Below are 3409 nucleotides of genomic sequence, written 5' to 3'. Positions count from 1 at the left end.
GAAACTCGAACTGGTTTTTTTATTTAATTTACATCTCCTTTTAAAAAGGTAAAATAGAATCTCGATCCTTGATTAATTTCAGACTCAACCCAAATTCTTCCTCCTAGTAATTCAACAAAACCTTTTGAAATAGCTAATCCCAAACCATTACCTCCTACGATACGTTGCTGAGATGGATCGACTTGCCTAAACCGCTCAAAGACTTTTGTAATCATATCTTCATCTATTCCGAGACCAGTATCTTCAACAAAGAAAACCAACTCATGCTTTACCTGCTCATAACCGAAAGTAACACTTCCTTGTTCAGTAAATTTTATGGCATTGGTAAGCAAATTACTTATCACCTGAATAAACTTAGTTTTATCGGTAAACAATAGGGTGGTAAGTGTAGCTTCAGGCATAAGTAATTTTAACTGCAATCCTTTAACCTCAGCGGCAGAAGAAAACATTACGTACAAATCGTGCATCACCGTGCTTACATTAAAGCTTTCACAATAAACCTTAACCTGCCCAGTCTCTAGTGAAGATATGGTTAAAACATCAGACACAATAGCTAACAATTGATCACTACTCTTCTGAATTATTGATATATACTTATTTCTTTCTTCCTCTACTAATCTAGAGCCTGTCAATATCCCAGTAAAACCGCAAATGGCATTTAGAGGTGTTCTTATTTCATGCGACATATTTTGCAGAAATGATGTTTTTAAATAATCACTTTCTTCTGCTTTTTCAATGGCTTGAATAAGTTTCTTCTCGGTTTCTTTTCTCACCTCTATATCTTCTTGTAACGCTTTAGTTTTCTCTTTTACCTTATACTCAAGAATGCCATTAGCTCGAATAACATTCTCCTGAGCAATTCTTAAAAGTTTTCTATGGAAATAATCTTTACGATATAAATATTCCAAAGAATAAGCCCCCAGCATTCCTAGTATATTAGCACTTAGCAAGAAAAAAACATTGGTTACACAATCGTGGTGATCTATGTTAGGAAAAATACAAACAGAAACTATATATGAAAGAACAATAGCCCAACCTGTTACAGCAGCCCATACAAACCTTAACTTAAGTAACATATAACAATACATCAAAACCAAAATAGTACCAACGTAGTAATATCCACTTCCGAGTTGTGGTGCTGTAATTGTCATGGCCACTATTGAAGCGCCAGCAACAAAAGTACCAATGGATGTGATAAGTTGCCAGTAATCCTTATAAAATCTTGTAAATGTGAGCGAAAAGAGAATTACAATCATAGGACAAACTATAGCAAATCGTATTGTAAACAACTGTCCTTTTACCTCGTTAAGCGTAAGCTGATCGAGAAAGGCAAAAGCTGTAAAAAACAGAATTGAAACAATTATTGACAACCTATTAAACAAAAGAGATGCTGCAAAGTAGTCCTCTCTAAACTGACGCTCTCCACTTTTAAAATTAAGATTAAACCAGTGAACATCAATATTAGTTGTTCTTTTGTTTATAAAACCTGGAATATTAATGGCTGAAATTTGATTATTCATAGTTATTAGTTAATTGGCTCACTAAAACTAATTTACAAAAAATATAGCCCTGAAGAAAACTAAATAAGATATTTTTTAATCTCACTAAGAAATACCTACTATACTTATAAGTAATTTTTGACTCGATTAATAATTGCTGCTATATTCGTATTCTAAAAAAATAAAAAAAACGTGAAGAGTAGTTTTAAAGACATATCATACACTCACCAATTAGTATTACTTGTTATATTAGTGCTTGTTTCATGGGGTTTACTAACCATTATGGGTACAATTATAGCAATTCCTATTTGGGGCATGGATTCACTAAGCAACCCCAATATTTTACTTAACAATCAATCTTTTCTCAAATATTTTCAGGTTATACAGAGTTTTGCTTTGTTTATTATCCCTCCTTTTTTATTTAAATACCTCGTTGAAAAATTTCCATCTACAACAAGAAACAAACACCCCCAAATTATTTTACTTATCTTTCTATCTGCACTTGTAGTTGTTCTTGCACAGCCTTTCGTCAGCATAACTGGAATAATTAACAACAACCTAAGTTTTCCTGATTCATTACAGTACATTGAAGATTGGATGAGAGGTAAGGAAGATAGCGCACAAAGAGCAACTGAAATATTTTTATCCTATAGTCATTGGTCGGAATCAATCTTAAATATATGCATCATTGCCATTTTACCTGCTATTGGTGAAGAGTTACTATTTAGAGGAACCATCCAGCCTATTTTAATGGGTATATTTAAACGAAAGCACCTAGCTATTATTATTACAGCTGCTTTATTTAGCGCAATACATATCCAGTTTTTCGGATTTTTACCTCGTTTTATTTTGGGAGTTATTTTTGGATATCTAATGCTATATGGTAAAAATATTTGGCTTCCTATAAGCGCCCATTTTATCAATAACTTTATGGCTTTTATGATGTATCAGGTATATTTAAGTGATGCCGATAATGAAAACAATCCATTGAATGTAAGCGAAGAATACCCTAGCCCAATATGGATAACACTAAGTATTATAGGAGTTATTTTGATACTAAAGTATATAAAGAAAAGAACAGTGCTAACCTAGAATAACTCAAGCTCTATACACTTGGCTTTTCATCTTTACGATACATGTATACAATGCCGTAATCAGAGCAGGCATTTCGTCTTTTATCTCCCTGAAGCTCATTATAGTTTTCTTCTATACCGTTCCAGATATTAACGATAAGGTTATCCACACGATCTCTCATATTAAGCACCTTCTCGTGCATCTTTTGAGTCGTAGACTGTAGGTTTTTATGATTGTGGTAGTACTCTATAAATTTTTCAAATTTAATTTTTACCATAGCAATGGAAGGGTTGTATATCCTAGACCCACCAAGCATCATCCTTTGCTCCTCACCTTTTATTAACTTTTCGCCCCAATGTATAAGTTGCTGCTCCGTACCAAGGTCTGGAACCGCTTTATCTTCTATATCTAAACCAAACGCTTCTCTTACTTCTGGCTTAATCTCATTTCTGATAATACAAAAATTTAATACTTGGATAAAATGAGATACATAAATACGTGCTTCCTTAAATTGATCTGCTAATAATTTTCCATATTTAGCCTGACGCTCCTTACTAAATGTATATTGTGATACTGCTTGCTCAAACTGAGGTAATAATCCTTGAATATCATGATATAATTGCTGCGAGTATGCTAAATCGTACGGATAGCTCTGCTTTCCTTTATCTAAGGCAGCTTTTAATGCACGTAATCGAGCCTGATCAGTATTAGGTAGTCTTCTGTAGGGCATCAATAAAAGTTTTGAAGTGAAGCATTCGCAGCCAATTTAAAAAAAAATATAACTAACTGCAAATCATATTATAATACATCTTTAAAAAAATCAAGGTATTCTTTAA

Annotated in this window: 3 protein-coding genes; 1 reads left to right on the top strand and 2 read right to left on the bottom strand. The window is 33.1% G+C overall.

Annotated features, from left to right (window positions below; translation table 11 throughout):
* Window positions 1–23: 23 nt before the first annotated feature.
* Complete coding sequence (locus A8L32_RS23205; RefSeq protein ID WP_066633792.1) at window positions 24–1520, bottom strand: sensor histidine kinase; 1497 nt, start codon at window positions 1518–1520, stop codon at window positions 24–26.
* Window positions 1521–1691: 171 nt separating this feature from the next.
* Between A8L32_RS23205 and A8L32_RS23200 the strand changes: the two genes are divergently transcribed.
* Window positions 1692–2591, top strand: coding sequence for a CPBP family intramembrane glutamic endopeptidase (locus A8L32_RS23200; RefSeq protein ID WP_075591658.1), 900 nt, complete (start codon window positions 1692–1694; stop codon window positions 2589–2591).
* A gap of 13 nt (window positions 2592–2604) precedes the next feature.
* Here the strand turns inward: A8L32_RS23200 and A8L32_RS23195 are convergent, their stop codons facing one another.
* Window positions 2605–3303 (bottom strand): hypothetical protein, encoded by a 699-nt coding sequence (locus A8L32_RS23195; protein WP_066633788.1) that lies wholly within the window; start codon window positions 3301–3303, stop codon window positions 2605–2607.
* Window positions 3304–3409: the final 106 nt, after the last annotated feature.

The sequence above is a fragment of the Labilibacter marinus genome, from assembly GCF_001659685.2.
Lineage (GTDB): Bacteria > Bacteroidota > Bacteroidia > Bacteroidales > Marinilabiliaceae > Saccharicrinis > Saccharicrinis marinus.
The sequence above is the reverse complement of the archived record's forward strand: the minus strand, read 5'-3'. Positions and strand labels throughout refer to the sequence as shown.